Raw genomic sequence first — 19,062 nt, 5'->3', positions numbered from 1 at the left:
ATAGGGGGCGGAAAAACCAGCGCAGTTTAGCGCGAGTCGGGACTTAATTCCTCCTATGAGACGGGATATGGAGGATTGAGTTCACGGGGTGGGGGCTCGCTTGGGTATTTCTGTTGATTCAGAGGACGCCATCGCGAGCAAGCTCGCTCCCACAATAGACCGCGTTCGTCGGAACAACTCGGTCAACAGTGGGAACGAGCTTGCTCGCGATGAGCACACCCTCAGTTATTGACCGGAGGCTTGCGCAACAGGCTGAACGCCATCGCCGCGAGGAACAGTACGCTCAGCAGCAGCACCGCCCACAAGCCGATTTTCTTCCAGTTGGTGTCGACCGTCGCAGGCGTGGCTGCGGTTGCAGGGGCCGCAGCCGGCGTCGACGTGGCCGCGCCGTTCACCGTCGCCGTCCCCAGCGTCGCCAGGCGCGACGGTTTGTAATCGGGCACCAGCGTGCTCAATGGCAAGCTGGCCGCTTTGACCGTCGCGCTGCCCAGCGCCAGTCGGTAAGGCCCTTCGCCCCGCGCCAGGAACACCACCTGGGTCGGACGCACGGCAAAGCGCAGGGCCGGGGCTTCGGTTCCCAGGCCGCCGCCACGCTCGTCCACGGTCAGTTTCAATTGCTGCACGGTCTGGCCGGACAGTTGCAATTGATTTTGCAGCACATCCTGGCCGTTCTGGGTCAGGCGATAGAGCAAGCCACTGCCCAGCGGCTGCCACGGGTGGCTGCTTTCACGACGACCGGCCAGGGTCACCGGGGCCAGGCTGTTGGCTTGGCTCAGTTCGACCTCCACCTGTTCGATGTTCAGCCCCATGGGCAACTGCCAGGTGTATTCACCGGCCTTCGTCGTGCTGCCGGCCAACGGCTGCGACCAGGCCAACGGCAACGGCAGGTTTTCGCGGCTGGCGCTTTGCAACTGGGCCGAGGTCAGCACCGGGGCCGAGGACGGCGAATCCCACAGCAGCCGCAGGTAACGTGCCGGCTGCCCCGGCAGGTTCACTTCATGCTGTTCGACCTGCTCGTCGGCAAAGGTCAAGCGCGCCACCTGGCCTTCGCCCCACGACTGCCAGTGCTGCAGGTCGTCACTGGCTTCGATGGTGAACCGCTGGAAGCCGTCGCGCTCGCTGGTCCAGTCGAGGATCAACTGCTGCAGCGGCGCCTTGATCGCGCTGGCATCCAACAACCAGCCACGCAACGCTTCCTCCCCGACTTCGAGCCGGCTCGAGGGTTGGACTTCCACGAGGGTGCCGTTGGCGTTCGATTGCACTCGCACACTGGGAGCGCGCTCGTTGTCATCGGCGGCGTTGTACAGCGGGAACCACTTCACATCGGTGAGGGTGCGGTTTTCCCGGCTCTGGGCCGACTCGCGCACCAAGGCGTAGGCCTGGGCCTGACCGGCGGCGTTGAAGACCCGCAGGTCGCTCAGGTCGGTCTGTCGCGCCTGCAACTGCACGTCCAGTGGCAACGGAAGGCGATACCACGGCCCTTCGCCGCTCAGGACCAACGGCACCTGATGGGCGAAATCCGCCGGTTGCTCCTGGGCCGTAGCCGACAACGCCACCCACAATCCGACCACGCCCAGCCCGATCCGATTCAACTTGCGACTCAAGATGACACTCCCTCACTGACAGGCATAGGCGGCTCATCCTGGGCGACCGTCTCCGGGCGCTTGGGCGGCAGCGGAGCAAAATAGCCCACGACCAGCAGCAACACGCCTACGCCGATAAACGAAACAATCCGCGCCAGACCGCCACGGTTACTCAATTCGACAAAGAACAGCTTGGCCACGACCACGGCGATCAACGCCGCGCCGATCAGCCACACTTCACGGCGATGGCGCAGATGCCCGCCGATCATCAGGCCCAGGGCGATCAGGGTCCAGACAATGGACAGCCCGGCCTGTACGAACATGGATTCAAGCAGCGCATCCAGCTCGAACGGCACCCCCATCCACTGGTGGGCACTGCGCATCACCAGGGCGGTGAAGAACGCGAACAACGACACACCGGCGATCAATTGGGCGATGTGTCCAACGCGACTCCATCGGCTCGTCGATTGCGCCACGGCGTTGCGGGCCCACACGTAGACACCGAACAAGGCGAACAGCAGGCCCAGCTCCAAGGGGTTGAGCAACGGCACGTAAGGCAGTGGCTCGGCGGTGCCATCGCTGAAGGTGTTGGTCAGCCAGAACCAACCGAGCATCAGCAGTGCCATGGGTGCCGCCGCATAGACACGGTATTCCCGTGGCTGCGCCGAAACCGGCCATGGCCAGGCACGCGGCGCGGCCATCAGCACCAGGTACAGGCTCGGCAGGATCGCCCAGGCCAACCAGCGCCAGGCGTTGTACTGCTCGGACAGCAACAGCAGGCCGTAACGCAATTCCAGCATCAACACCGCCATCAGCAACCAGCAACCGAGCACGTGGGCGGTACTGCGCGCCTGGGCCGGCAGCATCGGCGCCAGGCGCTTGAGCGAGAGGAAATGCACGGCAAATACCGCCAGCCAGGCCAGCCAGCCGAAATCCGCAGCCGGGTGGTAGTAGCTGTGCCCCGTCGCCACCAGCACGCAACCCGCCGCCGGAATCAACAACGTGCACAGCAACCCCAGCGCCGGCCATTTCAAACGCAGCGACAAAACGCTCCACACCGCCACGCTGAGCGCCGCGACCACCAATAGCAAGCTGCCCTGCAGGTTCGCCGGGGCAAAGCGCAGCACTTCGCTGACCCACGCCAGCGCCCACCAGCCCGCGCCCCAGATCAGTAACAGCTCGGACAGGCGCTGCAAGCTCAGGGCGTCCAGTTCCTGCGCGGCGTGGGCCCGTTGCAGGCGCCATGCGCCCACCAACGCCGCCAGCCCCAGCACCAGCGGCGTCCAGAAACCGCTATGGGCCAGGGGCCGCAGATCCTCGGCATTGAGCGGCCCCAACAGCGCCGGCCCCGCCGTCAGGAACGCCGCACCGCCCAGCAGTTGCAGCAGCAAGCCGAAGACAAAGCTCGCGCGTTGTTTCAGGTACAGGCTCAGCCAGATGATCAACAGGCCACTGGCCGCCCATACGCCGCTCGCCGTTTGCCAGGGCAGGACGAACAGCACCGCGAGATTGATCAGCACCAGCCCCGCCAGCAGCACCACGGACAAGCCGCGCAGCAATCGGACATCGTTGCGCACCATGTCGTCGCGCGCCGCCAGCAACATGCCGCCGATCAACGCCAGGCCGATCAGCGAAGCACTGAGCAACCCGCTCCAGCCCGCGCTGAACACCGCCGACGCATCGCCCTCGGCGCCTTGCAAGCGCATCAGGAACAGCGCGCCGCCGAGCAACTGCACCGCGAATGCCGTGAACAGGAAGCTGCGCGATTGCAGGCGCAGGCCGACAAACAGCGTCGCCAAACCGGCCAGGGCCCAGGCAATGGCAGTGCCATGGGTGAAGAAAAACAGCGGCGCCAGCAAATACAGGAAGCTGAGTCCCAGGACAGCCAACACCGGTAAACCCTGGCGCTCCCACGTCGAGGTGAGGTCCGGCGCAGCTTTGCGCAGTTGGTAGAAGGTGAAGAGCAAGGCGCCGCCGAGCATCAACGCCCCCAACGGAGCCCCATCGAGCAGGCTGCCTTCGCCGGACCGCAGTTCGCTGATGAAGGCCAGCGCCGAGCCCAGTTGCAGCAGCAAGGCAAAGGCCCGGGCCAAGGGTCGTTGCTGACGCAGGCCCAGCCAGAAGATCCCCGCGCCCTCCACGGCCCAGGCCGCCGAGGTCCAACGGGCGTCGAGCCCCAACGGAATCGCCAGGCTGGCAAAAATCACCCCCAGGGCCAGGCAGGTTTCGGCCAGCAGCAAGGCCCGGCCCCCCATCAGCACGCGGGCCAGGCCCATGTAGATCATGCCCAGGGCCAGGGCGCTGAAGGCAGCGGCGAACTCCAGATGCTGCACCAAGGCGAACTGCAGACCGAAGCCCACCAGTGGCGGCGCGAACAACATCGTGCCGTCCACGTAATCGCCCTTGCGCGCCGACCAGCGCAGCAACGCCTCGCGGCTGCAGTCCTCGGGGGCGTCGCTCATTTCCAACAGTTTGCGACGGGTGAACAGCAAGCCGATCGCCAGGTAAATGAGGAAGAACAGAATGAGGAACGGCTCGGTGCTCCAGAGCAGTTCCGGCGCGTAGGAGCGCAGGCCCCAAGCCAAACCGATGCCGAAGGTGCCGACGAAGCCGATCAGGTTGAGCAGGCGCCAGGCCTTGAACCAGGCAATCGCGAGGATGCCGGCGTTGAGCAGGATGAAGTAACTGAACAGGGCGACGTGGTTGCCGCTGCCGGTGGAGGTCAGGATCGGTGCGGCGAAGCCGCCCAACGCTGCGGCTGCGGCCAGGCCCAAGGCGTTCTGGGTCACCGCCAGGATCGCCGAGAACACCGTCACCGCTACCAGCAAGCCCAGGGCGGCCTTGGAATCGAGCAATGGATGCAGGCGCATGGCGGCGAACACGGTCAGGTACAACACGGCGATCCCGGTACCCTGGAGCATCAGCGCATAATTGTTGTTGCGGTTGCGCAGCCACCAACCCAGGCCCAGCAGGCCCAAGGCGCTGGCCGCGACGCCGGCGTAACGCAGTTCGATCGGGACCACCAGGCCTTCGGTGGCATAGCGCAGCAGGAACGCCAGGCCGAGGAACAACAGCACCACGCCGACCCGCAGCACGGTGTTGCCGCCGAACAGCCAATTGCGCGCGCCCATCCAGGCGCGGTCGAACAGATTCGGGCCACGGGGCGCTGCGGGCTCAAAAACCACCGGTTCCGGGCGAACCGGTTTGCGGGCGGCGGGCTGGGAGGCGACAGGCTGAGGTTTCCAGATGTCGTCGGGCAGGGGCTGACTGGCTTGCGTAGCCATTGCCGAGACGGGCTCGAGGTCAGGCGGCAGTTCCCAGCTCAACTCCGGCTCGACACGAGGTTCGGCTTTCGGTGACTGGGCGACGACGACTTCAGGCGCTGGCGCCGGATCACTCGGTGCAGCAGTACTGCCGCGCTCGAGCACCGTCAGACGCGCTTGCAGCTCGATCAAGCTACGCTGCGCCTCCTGCAGAAGGCCCTGTTGCTTGGTGGCCTGGGCAGCGAGGCGGCTCAGCCTAAACGCCTGGGCGATGCCAAGCCCCACCAGTGCGCCTATCAGCGCATCGGCGAACGACTCGTCCACCACCCAGCCGAGTGCCAGGCCCAACAGCATCAAGATCCATTGCATGGTCGATATCCCTAAGCGGCCCGTTGCGGGCGTAACCGGGGTGATGCGGTGCCTGGATCAGTCTAGTGGAAACCCCCAAACCCTGTGGGAGCGAGCTTGCTCGCGATAGCGGCGTGTCAGGCGACACTGATATTGCCTGCCCCACGGCTATCGCGAGCAAGCTCACTCCCACATTGGATTGGTGCGCTGCCCCTTACTGAGTCCGGCCACACAGCCCGGCGAAACTGGCGCCTAGTATATCGACGAAGCCCAACCGCCGTTGGGCTTCGCTCACATTTCTTACAGCAAATGCTACTCCAGGGCTTTCCAGATGTCGGTGGCGTATTCACGGATGGTCCGGTCCGAGGAGAACCAACCCATGCGCGCGGTGTTGAGCACCGCCGAACGCCACCACTGCTTGGAGTCGTGCCACCGTTCTTCGACCTTGGCCTGGGCGTTCCAATACGAGTCGAAGTCGGCGCACACCAGGAAGCGGTCGTAGTCCACCAGCGAGTCCACGAGCCCGGCGTAGCGCATCGGATCATCCGGCGAGAACACCCCGCCACGAATCGCCTGCAACACATCGTTGAGCCGGTGGGACGCGGCGATGTCCGGCGCGGCGCTGAACTCTCCGTTTTGCTTGCGCGCTTCCACCTGCTCGGCGGTCAGGCCGAAGATGAACATGTGTTCGCCACCGATGCGCTCATGCATTTCCACGTTGGCGCCGTCCATGGTGCCAATGGTCAGCGCGCCGTTGAGGCCGAACTTCATGTTGCTGGTGCCCGACGCTTCGAAACCGGCCGTGGAAATCTGCTCCGACAAGTCCGCCGCCGGGATGATGCTTTCGGCCAGGCTGACGTTGTAGTTGGGCAGGAACACCACTTTGAGCAAACCACGCACGGTCGGGTCGTTGTTCACCACCCGGGCGATGTCGTTGGTCAGCTTGATGATCAGCTTGGCCTGGTGATAACTGGCGGCGGCCTTGCCGGCGAAGATCTTCACCCGCGGCACCCAATCCACTTCCGGCTCGGCGCGGATCGCCTGGTACAGCGCCACGGTGTGCATCAGGTTGAGCAACTGGCGCTTGTACTCGTGGATCCGCTTGACCTGCACGTCGAACATCGCCGCCGGGTTGACGGCGATGCCCAATCGCTCATGGATCAGGTAAGCCAGGGCCTTCTTGCTGTGCAGGCGCTGTTCGGCGAACGCCTTGCGGAACGCCGGCTTGTCGGCAAACGGCTCCAGTTCGATCAGGCGTTCCTCGGGGTTGTCGAGCACGCTCGGGCCGAGGGCGTCGACCATCATCGAGGTCAATTCGGCGTTGGCCTGGAACAACCAGCGGCGGAAGGTGATGCCGTTGGTCTTGTTGTTGATCCGATTCGGATAGAGTTTGTGCAGCTCGGAGAACACCGTGCTGCGCATCAGCTGGGTATGCAACCCGGACACGCCGTTGACGCTGTGGGAACCGAGGAACGCCAGGTTACCCATGCGCACCCGGCGGCCGTTGTCCTCTTCGATCAGCGACACCGAGCGCAGCACGTCGAAATCGTGCACGCCCTTGGCCCGCAGCGAATCGATGTGCTGGGCGTTGATCAGGTAGATGATCTGCATGTGCCGGGGCAACATGCGTTCCATCAGCCCCACCGGCCAGGTCTCCAGGGCTTCGGGCAGCAGCGTGTGGTTGGTGTAGGACAGCGTGTCCTGGGTGATCTGCCAGGCCGCGTCCCAGGCCACATCGTAGACGTCCACCAATTGACGCATCAGCTCGGCCACGGCGATGGACGGGTGCGTGTCGTTGAGCTGGATCGCCGCGTGATCGCCCAGGGTCAGCACCGAGGTGTGCATGTTGCGATGGCGGCGCAGCAAATCCTGCAACGAGGCGGCGACGAAGAAATATTCCTGGCGCAGGCGCAGTTCCTGGCCGGCTTCGGTGCTGTCGGCCGGATACAGCACGCGGGAAATACTTTCGGCCCGGGCCACTTCCGCTACCGCGCCCAAGTGGTCGCCGGCATTGAAGCGTTCCAGGTGCAGGTCTTCCACCGCCCGGGCGCGCCACAGGCGCAGGGTGTTGACGCTGGCACCGCGCCAACCCACCACTGGGGTGTCATAGGCGATGGCACGCACGGTTTCGCCCGGGGACCAGACTTGCCGAGTCTTGCCGGTGTCATCGGTCACGGTTTCGACGCTGCCGCCAAAGCCGATCGGGTAGACCACCTCCGGGCGCTCGAACTCCCACGGGTTGCCGAAGTCCAGCCAGTGCTCGGTCTGCTCCTGCTGCCAGCCATCGACAATCGCCTGGCGGAACAGGCCGTGCTCATAACGAATCCCGTAGCCATGGCCGGCGATGCCCAGGGTCGACATGCTTTCCATGAAGCACGCCGCCAAGCGGCCGAGGCCGCCATTGCCCAGCGCCGCGTCCGGCTCGAGCAGGCGGATACGCTCCAGGTCCACGCCCAGTTCGGTCAAGGCTTCACGGGCGGTGTCCAGCAGGCCGAGGTTGCTCAGGCTGTCGTAGAGCAAGCGACCGATGAGGAATTCCAGGGAGAGGTAATAGACGCGCTTCTGGCCCTTGCGGTAGATCTGCCGCGTGTGGTCCATCCAGTGTTCGACCATGTGGTCGCGGGCGGCCAGGGCAATGGCTTCGAACCAATCGTGATCAAACGCATGATCGGGGTCCTTGCCGACGGCATAAGTGAGTTTGGTCAACACAGCATCGCGAAAAGCAGCGACTTCGGCTTCGCGAACAAGTGGTTCTTGAGTCATTGATGAGACCTCGAACGAGCATGGAATTGTCTGAGCCTAGTCGGTCTGACAGGCGGTACAGGCGCAGGTTCGGTGGTTTTTCCACCGTGCCGGAGAATCGTCGCCAGGGAACTGCCATATGGGCGAATGAATGCAGGGGGCGTGCCGGTCCTGGAGCGTTTTTGCCTGGATGAAAAAAAACCGGCAGATGGTCGTTCAAAATTTCACCAGTCCCGGTATGATCGCGCGCCCTGATGCATGCTGGTAAACCGTGATGATGAAGCCCAACCTGATCGCCGCCGCGGAGATCGACCGACTCGATACCTGGGCCAAGTACTCCGCCCCGATGTGCGGTTCCTGCGTGTCGAGCTGCTGCACGCTGCCGGTGGAGGTCAAGATCAAGGACCTGATCCGCATCGGCATCGTCGATGAATTCGAACTGGGCGACCCGCCGAAGAACATCGCCAAGCGCCTGCAAAAGGAAGGGATCGTCGAGCGTTACAACCAGAAGTCGGAAATCTTCACGCTCCAGCGCATGAGCAACAACGATTGCCTTTATCTGGACCGCAAGAGCCGGTTGTGCACCATTTACGAGAAGCGCCCGGACACCTGCCGCAACCATCCACGGGTAGGCCCACGGCCGGGGTATTGTGCCTACAAGCCCAAGGAAGTGGAGCGCGAGCGCAATCCGCGGACGTTGGACAAGTTCTGACCTACAGAGGGTTCGGCGGTGCCTGAACCACCGTCATCGCGAGCAAGCTCGCTCCCACAAGGGATTCATGTCGAACACAAAATCTGTACCCACTGCACATCCACTGTGGGAGCGAGCTTGCTCGCGATGAGGCCCCAACAGGCGCCACATCACTTCCAGGCATAAAAAAACGCCCCCGATCTCGCGACCGGGGGCGTTTTTCATTCAGCCTGGGCTAAATCAGTTCTTGGCTTTCTTGGCAGCGCGGGTACGCTCGCTTTCGTCCAGGATCTTCTTACGCAGGCGGATCGACTTCGGAGTCACTTCACACAATTCATCGTCCTGGATGAATTCCAGGGCCTGTTCCAGGGTGAAGCGAACAGGTGGAACCAAGGCGATGGTTTCGTCTTTGCCCGAAGCACGCATGTTGTCGAGCTTCTTGCCCTTGGTAGGGTTCACGCCCAGGTCGTTGTCACGGCTGTTCAGACCAACGATCTGGCCACCGTAGATTTCCTGGCCGTGCTCGACGAACAGCTTGCCACGCGCCTGGAGGGTTTCCAGGGAGTAAGTCAGTGCCTTGCCGGTTTCAACCGAAACCAGAACGCCGTTCTGACGGCCAGACATGTCGCCAGACTTCATCACGTCGTAACGGTCGAAGATCGAGGTCAGGATGCCAGCACCGTTGGTCAGGGTCAGGAACTGGTTACGGAAACCGATCAGACCGCGAGCAGGGATGTTGTATTCCAGACGTACACGGCCTTTGCCATCCGGCACCATGTTGGTCAGGTCGCCCTTACGCAGGCCCATCTCTTCCATCACCTTGCCCTGGGATTCTTCCGGCAGGTCGATGGTGACGTTTTCGAACGGTTCGTGCTTCACGCCGTCAACCAGACGGATGATCACTTCCGGACGGCCTACAGCCATTTCGAAGCCTTCGCGACGCATGGTTTCGATCAGAACCGAGAGGTGCAGTTCGCCACGGCCGGAGACCTTGAACTTATCGGCCGAGTCGCCTTCTTCAACGCGCAGTGCAACGTTGTACAGCAGTTCTTTGTCCAGACGCTCCTTGATGTTACGGGACGTCACGAACTTGCCTTCTTTACCGCAGAATGGCGAGTCGTTGACCTGGAAGGTCATGGAAACGGTTGGCTCGTCGACGGTCAACGGCTTCATCGCTTCAACGGTGTCCGGGTGGCACAGGGTGTCGGAGATGAACAGCGAGTCCATGCCGCTGATGCAGACGATGTCGCCGGCAGCCGCTTCTTCAACGTCTACGCGGTGCAGACCGTGGTGACCCATCAGCTTCAGGATACGACCATTGCGGCGCTTGCCGTCGGCACCGATAGCCACGACCGGGGTGTTCGGCTTGACGCGACCACGAGCGATACGGCCCACACCGATAACACCCAGGAAGCTGTTGTAGTCCAGTGCGGAGATCTGCATCTGGAACGGGCCGTCACGGTCGACTTTCGGTGCCGGTACGTTGTCGACGATCGACTGGTACAGCGGGGTCATGTCTTCAGCCATTTCGGTATGGTCCAGACCGGCAATACCGTTCAGGGCCGAGGCGTAGACGACCTTGAAGTCCAGCTGTTCTTCGGTGGCGCCCAGGTTGTCGAACAGATCGAAGATCTGGTCCAGAACCCAGTCCGGACGCGCGCCTGGACGGTCAACCTTGTTGATGCACACGATCGGACGCAGGCCAGCTTCGAAGGCCTTCTTGGTCACGAAACGGGTTTGCGGCATAGGGCCGTCTTGAGCGTCAACCAGCAGCAGCACGGAGTCGACCATCGACATCACGCGCTCTACTTCACCACCGAAGTCGGCGTGGCCCGGGGTGTCCACGATGTTGATGTGGTAGCCGTTCCAGTTGATGGCGGTGTTTTTCGCCAGGATGGTAATACCGCGCTCTTTTTCCTGGTCGTTGGAGTCCATCACGCGCTCGTCGTTGAGCTCGTTGCGCTCCAGGGTGCCGGATTGACGCAAGAGTTTGTCTACCAGGGTGGTCTTACCATGGTCAACGTGAGCAATGATGGCGATGTTGCGTAGATTTTCGATCACTTGTGTATCTCGATCAGAGGATTCGGTGTGCTGACAGGTCGTGGCAGCGATTTACGTTGAGTCCGACAAAGCCGTTACAGCCTGTCGGCGGCGTCGGGGGGCCGGTGACGCAGGCCACAGGCAAACAGCCCCGGGCACTTAGCTCGGTCGATAAACGCGCACATTGGCATGCCCCTCACTGAGCAAATGGTGGGCATGCAGGCGACTCATCACGCCTTTGTCGCAATAAAGCAGGTACTGGCGAGTAGGGTCCAGTTCCTTGAAACGCGCGTTCACGGCATAGAACGGCATCGTTTTTACCTCGATGCCAGCGATACTCAGCGGGTCGTCTTCAGCGTCATCCGGGTGGCGGATGTCGATGATGATCTGACCGGCCAGCGCTTCGCCGACTTCTTCAATCTTGATGTCCTGGCCCAATTCATCGATAACGCGATCGATCGGTACCAGCCTGGCGTTTTCGAGCGCTCGCTCGAGCACCGCCATGTCGAATTCTTTCTCTTCGTGCTCCACCCGCCCGCGCTTGGCCGCCGTCTTCGGATTGACCGAGATGACGCCGCAGTACTCCGGCATGTGCCGGGCAAACTCGGCGGTGCCGATTTCATTGGCCTGGTCGATGATGTCCTGCTTGTGGCTGGCGATCAGTGGACGCAAGACCAGCTTCTCGGTCACGCAGTCGATCACCGACAGGTTCGGCAACGTCTGGCTCGACACCTGGGAGATCGCCTCGCCGGTCACCAGCGCATCGATTTGCAGGCGGTCGGCAATTCGTGAAGCGGCGCGCAACATCATACGCTTCAAAATGACGCCCATATGACTGTTATCGACTTTGCCGAGAATCTCGCCAAGGACTTCCTCGAACGGCACGCTCACAAATAACACGCGTTGGGAGCTGCCGTACTTCTTCCAGATGAAGTGCGCCACTTCCATCACGCCCAGTTCATGGGCCCGGCCACCAAGGTTGAAGAAGCAGAAATGGCTCATCAGCCCGCGACGCATGATCTGGTAGGCGGCCACCGTGGAGTCGAAGCCACCGGACATCAGCACCAGGGTCTGCTCCAGCGAGCCCAGCGGATAACCGCCGATGCTGTTGTGCTGGCTGTGGATCACGAACAACCGCTGGTCGCGAATTTCGATGCGCACTTCGATTTCCGGGTCTTTCAACGAAATACCGGCCGCGCCGCACTGCCGGCGCAACTGGCTGCCGACGTACTTCTCCACATCCATCGAGCTGAACACGTGCTTGCCGGCGCGCTTGCAACGCACCGAAAAGATCTTGCCGGCCAATGCGTCACCATAATGAAGCATGCACTTGGCGAGGATGTCGTCGAAATCCCCCAGCGGGTATTCATCGACTTGCAAAAAATGCGCGATGCCCGGCATGCAGCTCAGGCGCTCGGTCATTTCCTTCAGAAGCTTGGGTTCGCTGACACGGGTTTCCAGTTCGAGGTTGTCCCACACGCCATTCACCACCACAGCCGGGTCCAGGTCTCGGAGCACGGCACGGATGTTCTTGGCCAACTGGCGGATGAAACGCATCCGTACCGGGCGGCTCTTGATGGTGATCTCGGGGAAGACTTTTACGATTAGTTTCATGAAAACAGCGCGCGAACGGCCAGCCGAAAAAGGGGGGCGCGGATTATAGCGGAAATTGCTCAAGGTTTAACCAGTTTATGTGCAGATGGTTTTGCATGCACCAAAACAGGTCATTATCGACTGACGACGCCACATTGCAGTGCGTTATTGTCTGACAATCTTTGATTTACGCCTTTAAAAGCGTGGATTTGGTGCAAAAAACCCATGCTGGGGCACTGGCATGCAATTTGCTCCCTTGTGAGGCAGGTTGCCTTGGCAGAGTATTCGCGCCGGCATCACCCATATCTAAGGGCACTCCACTACCCGCCCGAAGCCACCCGGAGGACATATGTCGAAGTCGGTTCAACTCATCAAAGATCATGACGTCAAGTGGATTGATCTGCGCTTCACTGACACCAAAGGTACTCAACATCACGTGACCATGCCGGCCCGTGATGCGCTGGACGACGAATTCTTTGAAATCGGGAAAATGTTCGACGGTTCCTCCATCTCCGGCTGGAAAGGCATCGAAGCCTCCGACATGATCCTGATGCCGGACGACGCAACCGCCGTCCTGGACCCATTCACCGAAGAGCCGACCCTGATCCTGGTCTGCGACATCATCGAACCCTCGACCATGCAAGGCTATGACCGCGACCCACGCGCCATCGCCCACCGCGCCGAGGAATACCTGAAGTCCACCGGCATCGGCGACACCGCTTTCTTCGGTCCTGAGCCTGAGTTCTTCATCTTCGACTCGGTCAAATTCAAGTCCGACATCTCTGGCTCCATGTTCAAGATCTTCTCCGAACAAGGTTCGTGGATGTCCGACCAGGACGTGGAAGGCGGCAACAAAGGCCACCGTCCAGGCATCAAGGGCGGCTACTTCCCGGTTCCACCGTTCGACTTCGACCACGAAATCCGTACCTCCATGTGCAACGCACTGGAAGAAATGGGCCAGACCGTCGAAGTTCACCACCACGAAGTGGCGACTGCCGGCCAGAACGAAATCGGCGTGAAATTCAACACGCTGGTCAAGAAGGCTGACGAAGTACAGACCCTCAAGTACTGTGTACACAACGTTGCTGACGCCTTCGGCCGCACCGCGACCTTCATGCCGAAGCCTCTGTACGGCGACAACGGTTCGGGCATGCACGTTCACATGTCGATCTCCAAGGACGGCAAGAACACCTTCGCAGGCGAAGGCTATGCCGGTCTGTCGGACACCGCCCTGTACTTCATCGGCGGTATCATCAAGCACGGTAAGGCCCTGAACGGCTTCACCAACCCGTCGACCAACTCCTACAAGCGTCTGGTACCAGGCTTCGAAGCCCCGGTGATGCTGGCCTACTCGGCTCGCAACCGTTCCGCCTCGATCCGTATTCCTTACGTGAACAGCCCTAAAGCCCGCCGTATCGAAGCACGCTTCCCGGACCCGGCTGCCAACCCGTACCTGGCCTTCGCTGCACTGATGATGGCCGGTCTGGACGGTATCCAGAACAAGATCCACCCTGGCGATGCCGCTGACAAAAACCTGTATGACCTGCCGCCTGAAGAGGCCAAGGAAATCCCGCAGGTCTGTGGCAGCCTGAAAGAAGCCCTGGAAGAGCTGGACAAGGGCCGTGCGTTCCTGACCAAGGGCGGCGTATTCAGCGATGACTTCATCGACGCTTACATCGCACTGAAAAGCGAAGAAGAAATCAAGGTTCGCACCTTCGTTCACCCACTGGAATACGAGCTGTACTACAGCTGCTGATCCAGTAAGCGCCGCCACGCACGGCGTGAGATAAAGAAAGGCCTCCTTCGGGAGGCCTTTTTTATGGGCGTCGGTTACGTGCATGATGCCCCGTCGCTCCCCTTAGAAGACGAGACTGCCCATGACTTTGCGCTTCAAGCTCTGCCTTGCCCTGTCTGCTGCGCTGCTGGCTACCACCGCCGAAGCCGCCTCGACTCACGCCCCTGAGGCCCTGACCCCGCTGCTTAACGCCATTGGCGAACGCCTGGCCATCGCCGATCAAGTGGCGCTGAGTAAATGGGACAGTGGCAAACCCGTAGAAGATCGTCAGCGCGAGCGTGAAGTCATTGCCGCGGCCGTCGCCCAGGCACCGGCCTATAAACTGAGCAGCGAAACCGTGGAAGCGTTTTTCGCCGCCCAGATAGAAGCCAACAAATTGGTGCAATACGTCGACTTGTCCGATTGGGCCCTGGACGGCAAGGCCCCGGACCTCCCGCGCCCGGACCTGGTGGGCCAGATCCGCCCGCAACTCGACCGCCTGCAAAAACGCCTGTTGCAGCAACTGGCCGACTTCGCCCCCTACCGCACCGACCCGCAGTGCCCACAATGGTTGGCCCGTGCCACCCACCACAACAAGCAGCACCCAGTGCACAGGCTCGCCCTGATCCGGGCAACCGCAGGGCTGTGCCTCTCCCCAACATCCTGAGCCCCCCCTTCCCCTGTGGGAGCGAGCCTGCTCGCGATGAGGCCTGCACATCCAACACCTCAGCGCCTGACACGCCGCCATCGCGAGCCAGCTCGCTCCCACAGGGATCCAGCGTCGGGCATAAAGGCTGTGAACACCACAGATCCAATGTGGGAGCGAGCTTGCTCGCGATGGGGCCGTCACATCCACTATTCAGCGACTGACACACCGCCATCGCGAGCAAGCTCGCTCCCACAGGGGATTGGGGGCGACAACTTGGGCCATCGCGCCGCCTAGCCTATGCTGCACCCATCACTTTTCGTTTTCGGTCGATTTTCATGGGTCGTGGTTTTTCAATCAGCCTGTTGTTGCTACTGGCTCTGCCCGCCGCTGCGCAGATCTACAAGTACACCGACGCCGAGGGCAACACCGCCTACAGCAACCAGCCGCCCCAAGGCATCCCGGCCCAGACGGTAGAGTTGCCGCCGCTCAACAGCATCGAGCGCCAATCCCCGGCCAGCCCGGACACACCGACGCCCCCCGCCACCCGCGAAGAGCCGCGCGATGCCTACGAAATCCTGGAACTGACCGACATCCCCACCGACGAGGCCCTGCGCGCCAACAACGGCACCTTCACCGTTGGCGTGCACGCTCAACCGCGCCTGCGCAGCCCGCATCTGTTCCGGTTGCTGCTGGACGGACAGCCCTACGGCCAGCCGAGCAACGTGCCGCGCCTGCAATTGGTGAACATCGATCGGGGCGAGCACAGCCTCGCGGTTCAAGTCGTCGACGGCGACAACCTCGTGCAGCAAAGCGAAACCGTCACCTTCACCGTGCAACGGGTGCACCAGCCATGATCCGCTGGTGGCTTGCGCTGGGCCTGGCGCTGACGGCGCTGCCCGGGGTGGCGCAGGTCTACACCTACATCGATGCCCAGGGCAATCGCGTGTTCACCGATCAGCCGCGCCCCGGCAACGCAAAGAAAGTCCAACTGCCACCCGGCAACCGGATGCCGGCGCCCACGGGTACAACCTCGGCACCCGCGGTCGAAGCCCGGCCCGAGCCGCTGTTTCATTACGAAATGCTCAGGCTCTTGATTCCCGAGCCGGACGCAACGATACGCAGCACCGCAGGCGAATTGATCGTCAGCGTCACCAGCGAACCCGGCCTGAAAAAAGGCCACCGCTACCGACTGTTACTTGATGGCAAGCCAACGGGCGCGCCGGGGCCGAGCCCGGTATTCGCCTTGAGCGACATCGATCGAGGCACCCATCACCTGGCGGTCGAAATCCTCGACGAGCAGGACCGTATCGTCGAACGCACCGCCAACCAGCCCTTCCACATGCAGCGCGTGTCCCTGGCGCAGAAGCGCCGCATCAAACCCTGCGCCACCGCCGATTACGGCCAGCGCCCCGAATGCCCCCTCGCCGAAAAGCCTGAAGAAGAAAAAAGCAGCATCTTGCCGTTCTTCTAACGCGGCCCACACCTTCGCACTATATTGGTGCAATAGCTTGCACGCTACTCAGATCCAAAACCCATTTTGGTTCGAAAGTACCCGAAAAAGCTGGCAGAACGCCACGCAACCGACCGAAAAACATCCTTTTGAGGCTCTAAACGCTTCTTTTCGGAGCCTTGGTTTGGTTTTTGCATTTTCCTGGCAACAGCGCATCAATCGCGCGCGCAATTTGGGACCGGTCCCGAGTTGCTACGCTCCAAAAGAGGTCCTGATGACCATTAGCGACGCACTACACCGCTTGCTGCTCGACAACCTCACCACCGCGACCATCCTGCTCGACGCCGAATTGCGCCTCGAGTACATGAACCCGGCGGCGGAGATGCTCCTGGCTGTCAGCGGCCAGCGCAGCCACGGGCAGTTCATCAGCGAGTTGTTCACCGAATCCGCCGAAGCGCTCAATTCCCTGCGCCAAGCGGTGGAGCAGGCTCACCCGTTCACCAAGCGCGAGGCGATGCTCACCGCCCTGACTGGCCAGACCCTGACCGTGGATTACGCGGTCACGCCGATCCTGAATAACGGCGCCACCTTGCTGCTGCTGGAGGTCCACCCACGTGACCGCCTACTGCGCATCACCAAGGAAGAGGCGCAGCTGTCCAAGCAGGAAACCAGCAAGATGCTGGTGCGCGGCCTCGCCCATGAGATCAAGAACCCCCTCGGCGGGATACGTGGCGCGGCGCAGTTGCTCGCCCGCGAACTGCCGGAAGAAAGCCTCAAGGACTACACCAACGTCATCATCGAGGAAGCCGACCGCCTGCGGAACCTGGTGGACCGCATGCTCGGCTCGAACAAGCTGCCGTCCCTGGCGATGTGCAACGTCCATGAAGTGCTGGAGCGCGTCAGCAGCCTGGTGGAAGCGGAAAGCCAGGGCTGCATCACCTTGGTGCGCGACTATGACCCGAGCATTCCCGACGTCTTGATCGACCGCGAGCAAATGATCCAGGCGGTGCTGAACATCGTGCGCAACGCGATGCAGGCCATCAGCAGCCAGAACGAACTGCGCCTGGGTCGCATCAGCCTGCGGACCCGCGCCATGCGCCAGTTCACCATTGGCCACGTGCGCCATCGCCTGGTGACCAAGATCGAGATCATCGACAACGGCCCGGGCATCCCTGCCGAGCTGCAGGAAACCATCTTCTTTCCCATGGTCAGCGGCCGTCCGGACGGTACCGGGCTGGGCCTGGCCATTACCCAGAACATCATCAGTCAGCATCAGGGCTTGATCGAGTGTGAGAGCCACCCCGGCCACACCACCTTCTCGATCTTCCTGCCACTGGAACAAGGAGCCACATCGACATGAGCCGTAGTGAAACCGTGTGGATCGTCGATGACGACCGTTCTATCCGTTGGGTCCTGGAAAAAGCCTTGCAACAAGAAGGCATGACCACCCAGAGCTTCGACAGCGCCGATGGGGTGATGAGTCGCCTGGCGCGTCAGCAACCGGACGTCATCATCTCCGACATCCGCATGCCCGGCGCCAGCGGCCTGGACCTGTTGGCGCGGATTCGCGAACAGCATCCGCGGCTGCCGGTGATCATCATGACCGCCCATTCCGACCTGGACAGCGCCGTGGCGTCCTACCAGGGCGGGGCGTTTGAATACCTGCCCAAGCCATTCGACGTCGACGAAGCCGTGTCGCTGGTCAAGCGCGCCAACCAGCACGCCCAAGAGCAACAGGGCATGGAGGAGGTGCCGGCCCTGGCCCGCACCCCGGAAATCATCGGCGAAGCGCCGGCGATGCAGGAAGTGTTTCGCGCCATCGGGCGCCTGAGCCACTCCAACATCACCGTGCTGATCAACGGCGAGTCGGGTACTGGTAAAGAACTGGTGGCCCACGCCCTGCACCGCCACAGCCCGCGGGCGGCGTCGCCGTTCATCGCGCTGAACATGGCGGCGATTCCCAAGGACTTGATGGAGTCCGAACTGTTCGGCCATGAAAAAGGCGCGTTCACCGGCGCGGCCAACCTGCGGCGCGGGCGCTTCGAGCAAGCCGACGGCGGTACGCTATTCCTCGATGAGATCGGCGACATGCCGGCTGACACCCAGACCCGCTTGCTGCGGGTGCTGGCCGATGGCGAGTTCTATCGGGTCGGCGGCCATACGCCGGTCAAGGTGGATGTGCGCATCATCGCCGCGACCCACCAGAACCTGGAAACCCTGGTTCACGCCGGCAAGTTCCGTGAGGACTTGTTCCACCGCCTGAACGTGATCCGTATTCATATCCCGCGCCTGGCGGATCGTCGCGAAGACATTCCGACCCTGGCCCGCCACTTCCTCAGCCGCGCGGCCCAGGAACTGGCGGTCGAGCCCAAGCTGCTCAAGAGCGAAACCGAGGAATACCTCAAGAACCTGCCGTGGCCGGGCAACGTGCGCCAGTTGGAGAACACCTGCCGCTGGATCACGGTGATGGCTTCGGGTCGCGAAGTGCACATCAGCGACCTGCCGCCGGAGCTGTTGAGCCTGCCGCAGGATTCGGCGCCCGTGACCAACTGGGAGCAAGCCCTGCGCCAGTGGGCCGACCAGGCCCTGGCCCGCGGTCAGTCAAGCCTGTTGGACAGCGCCGTACCGGCCTTCGAGCGGATCATGATCGAAACCGCCCTCAAGCACACCGCCGGTCGCCGCCGCGACGCCGCGGTGCTGCTGGGCTGGGGCCGCAATACCTTGACCCGCAAGATCAAGGAGTTGGGGATGAAGGTCGATGGTGGAGACGATGATGACGGGGATGAGGGCTGATCAGTCTTCAACCCTTCGCTGAACTTGAAGGCCCAATCGCGAGCAAGCTCGCTCCCACAATGGTTTTCGGTGTGCGCAAATACTTGTGAGTGCCGCCAGCCCTGTGGGAGCGAGCTTGCTCGCGATGCTTTTGAAG

The 19,062-nt window shown here is 62.0% G+C and carries 12 protein-coding genes; 7 read left to right on the top strand and 5 right to left on the bottom strand.

What is annotated here, in order from left to right:
- Positions 1-221: 221 nt before the first annotated feature.
- The 3 genes from AC515T_RS02005 to AC515T_RS01995 form a co-directional block, all read right to left on the bottom strand.
- Positions 222-1,604, bottom strand: coding sequence for a DUF3999 domain-containing protein (locus tag AC515T_RS02005; RefSeq protein WP_496531243.1), 1,383 nt, complete (start codon positions 1,602-1,604; stop codon positions 222-224).
- Positions 1,601-5,215: a DUF2339 domain-containing protein gene (locus AC515T_RS02000; RefSeq protein ID WP_496531242.1), complete on the bottom strand. Its 3,615-nt coding sequence runs from the start codon at positions 5,213-5,215 to the stop codon at positions 1,601-1,603. Before AC515T_RS02000 ends, AC515T_RS02005 begins: the two co-directional genes overlap by 4 nt.
- Before the next feature lie 291 nt (positions 5,216-5,506).
- A complete protein-coding gene (locus AC515T_RS01995; protein ID WP_496531241.1) occupies positions 5,507-7,957 on the bottom strand; it encodes a glycogen/starch/alpha-glucan phosphorylase in 2,451 nt (816 codons plus the stop codon).
- A gap of 253 nt (positions 7,958-8,210) precedes the next feature.
- Here AC515T_RS01995 and AC515T_RS01990 point away from each other — a divergent pair, with 253 nt between their 5' ends.
- Positions 8,211-8,648, top strand: a complete 438-nt coding sequence (locus AC515T_RS01990; RefSeq protein ID WP_003196865.1) for a YkgJ family cysteine cluster protein — start codon at positions 8,211-8,213, stop codon at positions 8,646-8,648.
- A gap of 219 nt (positions 8,649-8,867) precedes the next feature.
- Here AC515T_RS01990 and typA read toward each other — a convergent pair whose 3' ends face one another.
- Positions 8,868-10,688, bottom strand: a complete 1,821-nt coding sequence (gene typA / locus AC515T_RS01985) for a translational GTPase TypA (RefSeq protein WP_053117555.1) — start codon at positions 10,686-10,688, stop codon at positions 8,868-8,870.
- Positions 10,689-10,826: 138 nt separating this feature from the next.
- On the bottom strand, positions 10,827-12,281 hold the full coding sequence (gene thiI, locus AC515T_RS01980; RefSeq protein ID WP_496531240.1) for a tRNA uracil 4-sulfurtransferase ThiI: 1,455 nt from the start codon (positions 12,279-12,281) through the stop codon (positions 10,827-10,829).
- 328 nt (positions 12,282-12,609) lie between these two features.
- Between thiI and glnA the strand changes: the two genes are divergently transcribed.
- The 6 genes from glnA (at position 12,610) to ntrC (ending at position 18,926) form a co-directional block, all read left to right on the top strand.
- Positions 12,610-14,016 (top strand): type I glutamate--ammonia ligase, encoded by a 1,407-nt coding sequence (gene glnA / locus AC515T_RS01975; protein WP_496531239.1) that lies wholly within the window; start codon positions 12,610-12,612, stop codon positions 14,014-14,016.
- Between the two features lie 121 nt (positions 14,017-14,137).
- Entirely contained in the window at positions 14,138-14,701 is a 564-nt protein-coding gene (locus AC515T_RS01970) for a chorismate mutase (protein ID WP_496531238.1), read from the top strand.
- Positions 14,702-15,018: 317 nt separating this feature from the next.
- Complete coding sequence (locus tag AC515T_RS01965) at positions 15,019-15,537, top strand: DUF4124 domain-containing protein (RefSeq protein ID WP_496531237.1); 519 nt, start codon at positions 15,019-15,021, stop codon at positions 15,535-15,537.
- Positions 15,534-16,154 (top strand): DUF4124 domain-containing protein, encoded by a 621-nt coding sequence (locus tag AC515T_RS01960; RefSeq protein WP_496531236.1) that lies wholly within the window; start codon positions 15,534-15,536, stop codon positions 16,152-16,154. Before AC515T_RS01965 ends, AC515T_RS01960 begins: the two co-directional genes overlap by 4 nt.
- 253 nt (positions 16,155-16,407) lie before the next feature.
- A complete protein-coding gene (gene glnL / locus AC515T_RS01955; RefSeq protein ID WP_053117539.1) occupies positions 16,408-17,493 on the top strand; it encodes a nitrogen regulation protein NR(II) in 1,086 nt (361 codons plus the stop codon).
- Entirely contained in the window at positions 17,490-18,926 is a 1,437-nt protein-coding gene (gene ntrC / locus AC515T_RS01950; RefSeq protein ID WP_060739603.1) for a nitrogen regulation protein NR(I), read from the top strand. The genes glnL and ntrC overlap by 4 nt, the downstream gene beginning before the upstream one ends.
- The last annotated feature ends 136 nt before the right edge of the window (positions 18,927-19,062 follow it).

Source organism: Pseudomonas sp. FSO-7, from assembly GCF_059579345.1.
The sequence above is the reverse complement of the archived record's forward strand: the minus strand, read 5'-3'. Positions and strand labels throughout refer to the sequence as shown.